5 protein-coding genes are annotated in these 6,633 nt (G+C 33.0%); 4 read left to right on the forward strand and 1 reads right to left on the reverse strand.

Features of this window, described 5'->3' with window-relative positions:
- Positions 1-569: 569 nt before the first annotated feature.
- Positions 570-791, reverse strand: coding sequence for a hypothetical protein (locus BKH46_RS09025; RefSeq protein WP_095226503.1), 222 nt, complete (start codon positions 789-791; stop codon positions 570-572).
- A 328-nt stretch (positions 792-1,119) separates the two neighbouring features.
- Between BKH46_RS09025 and BKH46_RS09030 the strand changes: the two genes are divergently transcribed.
- From BKH46_RS09030 to BKH46_RS09045, 4 genes are all read left to right on the forward strand, one after another.
- The gene (locus BKH46_RS09030; protein WP_095226504.1) at positions 1,120-1,683 is read left to right on the forward strand and encodes a zeta toxin family protein; all 564 of its coding nucleotides are present in this window, start codon (positions 1,120-1,122) and stop codon (positions 1,681-1,683) included.
- Between the two features lie 153 nt (positions 1,684-1,836).
- Positions 1,837-2,895, forward strand: coding sequence for an AAA family ATPase (locus BKH46_RS09035; protein ID WP_275542190.1), 1,059 nt, complete (start codon positions 1,837-1,839; stop codon positions 2,893-2,895).
- A gap of 282 nt (positions 2,896-3,177) precedes the next feature.
- Positions 3,178-5,088, forward strand: coding sequence for an N-6 DNA methylase (locus tag BKH46_RS09040; protein ID WP_095226506.1), 1,911 nt, complete (start codon positions 3,178-3,180; stop codon positions 5,086-5,088).
- Positions 5,085-6,191 (forward strand): restriction endonuclease subunit S, encoded by a 1,107-nt coding sequence (locus BKH46_RS09045; RefSeq protein ID WP_095226507.1) that lies wholly within the window; start codon positions 5,085-5,087, stop codon positions 6,189-6,191. Before BKH46_RS09040 ends, BKH46_RS09045 begins: the two co-directional genes overlap by 4 nt.
- The last annotated feature ends 442 nt before the right edge of the window (positions 6,192-6,633 follow it).

Raw genomic sequence — 6,633 nt, forward strand, 5'->3', positions numbered from 1 at the left:
GCTTCCTACTGCTTTTGAAGTTTTCTTCAGACTCTCCAAGTGGAGTGCAGGCTTGTTCTATTTATGGCAAACGCCAAAGGTGCTTGAGTGAAGACCTAAATCTCATAATGAGTAGTTAAATTTTGAATCATCAGTATAGCATAGGATTTTAGAAAAGGCAAGGGGGTTATTTGTGGGCGAGAGATCACAAAAACTAAACAAACGATCAAAAATTTTATAGTCTAAATACAAGTCCATATGTGTTTATTGGTTGATCTTTAATATTGAAATATCCCACAGACAAGGCGTTTATAAGCAGTAGAAATTGGTTATAATTATAGGTAGAGGTTGCTATCCTTAGAGGTAGCCCCCTCTAAGGATAAATCTAAACAACCTTGATAAAAGGAAGTTTTTATGAAGTCCTTTGAATTGTTACTAGCAATTCTAGGCTTGATTATAACATTTCTTGATTTACTAATCAAGATCTCAAAATAATCACCTAGTAACCCCATTTATTTGGGGTGCTAGTAGCAATTCTTAAATGATTTTGATATTAAGATTGTTCCAGAAATGACTGCTAATACTATATTCTATTCATTATTATTTTTATTTTCCCCATCATTTTTAGACTCTTTAATGATTGAACTCACCCAATATACAGGGGAGGTTAAGAAGTGTTCTAAGTAGCTTCGGGCATTGTAATTTTTGAGTTCTTCTCTGCAATAAATCCAGATAAGTCCCAAAATGAATAGTCCGAGTGCTAAGTAACAAATTGTGATATATCCAATAATGAGGACAATGGTTTCTAACATATGATTCCTTTTTGCTTCTATAAATAGCTTATAATTCCTATGGAATTGTTTTCTGGCAATTCTAGTGTGATTGTAACATATATGATCTTTTAGACAAGTGGGTAATGTGAGTTTGTTCTTGCTCTCATTGCCACAAAAAATTTTACTTCCACTACATCTTGATTTGAGTCCAAGGCTTTGTCAATATTTATGTTCCTCACCGAAATTATGTATTATGCGTGCATAGAAATGTAAAGTCCCAAGAAAAGAATTGGTCATTGTGTTCCCATCATTGGCAATTATTGAATTATGATATTATTCCCATATATTGTTTGGTGTAGGGGTCAAAATGAAAACTGCTTATATTTTTGCAGGTGTCAATGGTGCAGGAAAAAGCACATTGTATTGGAACGAAATTGAAAAAGGCACACGGCTTGGTCAAAGGATCAATGTTGATGAAATTGTGAGCAGCTTTGGGGATTGGCGTAATAGCAAAGATAGGACTAGGGCTGTAAGAATTGCTTTAAAGCTACAAAAAAGCCATATAGAGAATAATGAATCCTTTAATCAAGAAACTACACTTTGTGGCAAGGGCATTGTGCGACTTTTTGAACGATTGAAAGAGCAGGGCTTTAGAATCTGTCTTTATTATGTCGGTGTAGATAGTGTAGAGATTGCCAAAGAACGAGTAAAGATTCGTGTAGAAAAAGGTGGGCATAATATTGATGCAAATCTTATTGAGCAACAATATACGGCTTCTTTGAAGAGCCTAAAACAGATTCTGCCATTTTGTGATGAAGTATTTTTATATGATAATTCAAAAAAATTAAGAAAAGTCGGCTTTATGGTAGCTGGTAAAGTGTCTTACAAACAAACTAAGTGGCTAGATCTTTTATATTCAGAAAAATTGTAAGAAAGAGCATATAATGGTCTTAAAACACCATATTATCTATAGGCAAGATATTCTAAGCCCCCTCTAGCAGTGGTTTCTTTACTCCACTATTGCTATAATAAAATACTTAAATTTTAGAAACAAGGATCTGTTATAGAAAAAGAAGTAAAAACTATTTGTCTATTCAATCACAAAGGTGGTGTGAGTAAAACAACCACTACATTTAATCTTGGGTGGGGCTTGGCAAATAAAGATTGTAAGGTTTTAATGGTTGATTTAGATTCCCAATGCAATTTAACTGGTCTTGTGATGGGCGAAAAGGCTTTGGATATTGATCTGATGAATAATCTTTATGATAGTCGTGATAATCTTACATTGAAACCAATTGTTGAAAAATTAATTGATGGGCAGAAGCCTGATGTGATTATAGATAGCGAAAGAGGAAATATTTTAAAAACCCAAAATGAAAATCTTTTTCTACTTCCAGGGCATCTTAAGGTTTCAGATTTGGATTCTCAAATTAGTGTTTCACTCAAGATTGCACAAGGCGTTCCTGCTACAAAAAATATACCTGGAAACTTACCTGGAGTTTTGCAACAAATTGCCCAAAAGAATGGAATTGATTATATGATTCTTGATTTGAGTCCAAATGTAGGAGGGCTCAATCAAATTGCTTTAATGTCGAGTGATTATTTTATTATGCCAACTTCTCCTGATTATTTTTGTTTGCAAGCAATCTATTCATTAGCAAAAACAATAAAAGGGTGGCAACAAGAGATTGAATTGTTTAAGCAAAATGCAGATGCAACAAGTAGCTCAAAATTCTTAAAAAATAAGCCCATATTTTTGGGTGCAATCCAGCAGAGCCCACGCAATTCAAAACCTGCAAAATCTTTTCAAAATTGGATCGATAAAATAAGAGAATCTATTAGAAAAGATTTTATTCCTATTCTTGAGAAAATGGAGTGCGTAGTCAATCAAGATAAATTTCAAGAAGCTATTTCAAATGGAGATAATTTGCAACCTTATGATTTGGCTTATGTGCCTGATTTTAACTCTCTGATAGCAAAGAGTCAAGAACGATCAAAACCAATCTTTGAGCTGAATGAATCCGACTTAAGGGTCGATGGTCTTGTTGGAGCAACAGCAGATAATATGACTGAAAAAATAAGGGAATTTAAAAAGATATTCAATGATTTGAGTGAGAGGGTTAAGTTTTTGACTTCCCCTTAAGTCAAATCCCCAACTCAAGGTTTATATGCTCCCCTTAGGTTTAGTTTGTAGCTTGAGAGGAAAGACTATGCTATAATAATCATATCAAGGGTATTAGCCCTTTTTGGGAAAATACAGGCTTAAAAAAGTAATGATATAAAATCAGTTTTTATAGACAAAGGCTCTCGATGATAGCAATACCCAACACTTTAAACGCACAAGGCATAAACTAGGGGTTGTTACTATTTTCAAAGAGGTGATGCAAAGACTAGAGTTTAGTGGAAGTTTGTAAAGGAGCGTAGAGTGAATCGAAATGAAATGATAAACACAATAGGTCAAAAATTTCTTACGCATAATATAGAAAATGATGAGTGGAGTTATGTGGCAGCAGCTGGAATTAGGGAAAATCTAGTGGCAAAATTAGGGCGTGAGCCAAAGCATATCAAGTTGGATTTGCGATTTTTTGAGCCCAAGAGCAATGTTGCTGTGCTGGTTGAAACTAAACAAAATCAAAAAAATAGCGATTTAAACCAACTCGAAGAATATGTAAAATGTGAAAAGGCTTTAAACCCTACAATAAAAATTATCGCTATTCTTGCTAATACAACTAACGATAAAATCCGTGTTTTTAAGTATGATATTTCGCCACAAAATGAGTTAAAAAACGAAACTAAACTAGATTCTATGGAGCATTATGTAAGTCTTTTCGTTGTCAATAAACAAAACAATAGAGAAGCTGTTTTAAAAAATACTTATAGCTTAAATGAGTTGCTACATAAAAAAGATATTGATGAAAGACTTCGCTCTCAATTTGTAGGCACATTACTTTTACACATAAAAGATTTGGTTAAAAACTATTCAATGAGTTCTAATATAAATGAATCTATCAACAAAATACGAGAATCTATTCAAATGCTAGATTCTAAACAAATAATTGCTGGCGTTGAAAGAACACTTGAAAAACTATTAAATGATAGTGATAATAAAGACACCAAAGTAAGGCTTTTACAAAAAAATATCCTAGACAATCAAAAAGTAAGGTCGCTAAGCTCTAGTGAGTGGTGTGAGATTATTGAATTTATCATTACCAAAATTTATGTTTATATCAATGAAACAAGCGATGAGGGGCAGGATATTTTAAACCTATTTTTTATCGCATTTAATAAATATACGGGTAAGGCAGATAAAAATCAGGCTTTCACACCAGACCATATAACTGAGTTTATGTGCCAAATCACGGGTGTAAATAGAGATAAGGTTGTTTTTGATGCGACTTGTGGCTCAGCTTCATTTTTGGTTCAAGCAATGGCAAAAGAGTTGGTAGATTGTGCTAGGGATACGGATTCTAAAAAAGAGCAGGAATTGCGAGAAAAGGTAACAAAATATAGAATTTATGGGATTGAAAAAGAAGAAGTCGCTTTTGGGTTGAGCGTAACAAATATGCTCATTCATGGTGATGGTAATTCAAACATTAAGCTAGGCAATTGTTTTTATGAAAAAGATTTTATAAAAAAGGCAGACCCAGATATTTTCTTAATGAACCCTCCATACAATGCAAAACCAAAAGATATACCAGAGCATTATAAAAAAGATTGGAAGAGTGATGGAAAAGAGGATTCTACAAAAGGACTAGTGTTTGTACGATTTTTGAGCGATTGTGTGAGAGAGTTAAATGAGGAGCGAAAATCTAGGGGTGAGAGCCCTAAAATGCCAAAATTAGCTGTTTTATTGCCATTGGCTTGTGCAATAGGAAGCAATAATATAATCGAACGACAAAAAGAGATTTTATTAGAGGAAAATACACTTGAAGCAGTATTTTCACTACCTAATGAAATTTTTTATCCAGGAGCTAGTGCAAATGCGTGTTGTATGCTTTTTACTCTTGGAGTTCCACATAAGGTAAGCAATAAGGACACATTTTTTGGTTATTGCAAGGAAGATGGTTTTAAGAAAAAGAAAAATCTAGGTCGTATGGAGCAATTTGATAAAAATAATGAATCTAAGTGGAAAAAAATTGAAAATGAGTGGATAGATTCTTTCAAAAATCGTCGAGTAATAGAGGGAAAAACAGCTATGGTTAAGGTAAATTATAGTGATGAGTGGCTGTGTGAAGCATATATGAAAACGGATTACACAAAGTTAGAAGTGAGTGATTTCAAAAAAACGCTAAATAACTATCTCTCATATCTTGTTAAAGAGGGTGGGTATATATGAAGAATAAAGTGGGGCTAAATACTGAGATTTGGGGTGAGTTTTTAATAGGAAAACTATATAGACTAGAAAGTGCTAAATGCTCAAATGCCAGCTTACTAGATGATGGCGATGAGATAAATTATGTTGGCGCAACAATAAACAATAACGGCATTATCAAATCAGTAAAGCGTGCAGAAGCCTTGATTACAAGCGGAAATTGTGTTGCTTTTATTCTCCAAGGTGAGGGATCAGCTGGATATGCGACTTATCAAGATAAGGATTTTATAGGTGCCACATCGCTTAGATGTGGATATATTGATGGTGTTTTAAATAAAAATATAGGCATATTTTTAGCTACTTGCCATTGTTTAGAAAAAGCACGATACAGCTTTGGTCGTGGATGGGGAAATACATTAGAATCGACAATAATAAAACTCCCCATCAAGAGAGATTTTAGAAATAACTCAATAATTGATAAAACCTCCAAATATGCCAATAGCAAAGGCGAAATACCAGACTTTGAATATATGGAAAAATTCATAAAAATGCTTTATAAGCCCCTAAACACAAAAGTTAAAGGTGATTCTATCCCAGCGTTAAATGTGGAGTTGTGGGGCGAGTTTTTTCTAAAAGAAATTTTTGAGATTAAAAAAGGAAAGAGATTGACTGCAGAAGATCAAGAAGATGGAAGCAATAATTATGTTGGTGCAATAGATATAAACAATGGAATTGCTAATAAAATAAACCAAGCCCCTATACATAAAGGCAATACTATTACACTAAGTTATAACGGCTCTGTTGGCGAAGCTTTTTATCAAAAAGATGATTATTGGGCAACAGATGATGTTAATGCTTTATATTCAAAATATGAAAAATTTAATTCTAAAATAGGAATGTTTATAGCCACGATAATTAAGCAAGAAAAATATAAGTTCTCATATGGCAGAAAATGGACTTTGGAAAATATGGAAAATACAATAATCAAACTCCCTATAAAGCGAGATTCTAATGATAATCCTACAATCGATAAATCCTGTCAATACGCAAATGCTCTAGGACAAATCCCAGATTTTGATTTTATGGAACGCTTTATAAATTCTCTGCCCTATAGCGATAGAATCTAAATTTTACAGAAAGTGTTGCAAAGTGATAAAAGTAAAGATTAGATAGTTAAAGATTTTTTTAATATATCATAGAGTTTTATCAAAATAGCTCAAAATCAATGAACTATTTTAACATAGCCAAGAATATTTAGCTTTTGGGGTGGGTCTTGAGGGAGCATTTGGGGGTTTAAATACTTCACACCCCCCACATCAAGCATTATCACGATTTTGCATACACATTAAAGAGCAAGCACAACCAATAAAATGCAAAATCTAATTATATCCATAGATAAAATATTTTATATCTTTTTAACCCAAATCCACCCATCAATTACAATCCATAGGACATAAAATAGCTATATAAAAGACTAGATTTTATTACTTTATATACTATTGACAAACCTTTCTGATTAGAATATACTTATCGCCAAGTATTATTTATTTTTAAATAAAAGGAGGGAGG

Source organism: Helicobacter sp. 12S02634-8 (assembly GCF_002272865.1).
Classification (GTDB): domain Bacteria; phylum Campylobacterota; class Campylobacteria; order Campylobacterales; family Helicobacteraceae; genus Helicobacter_J.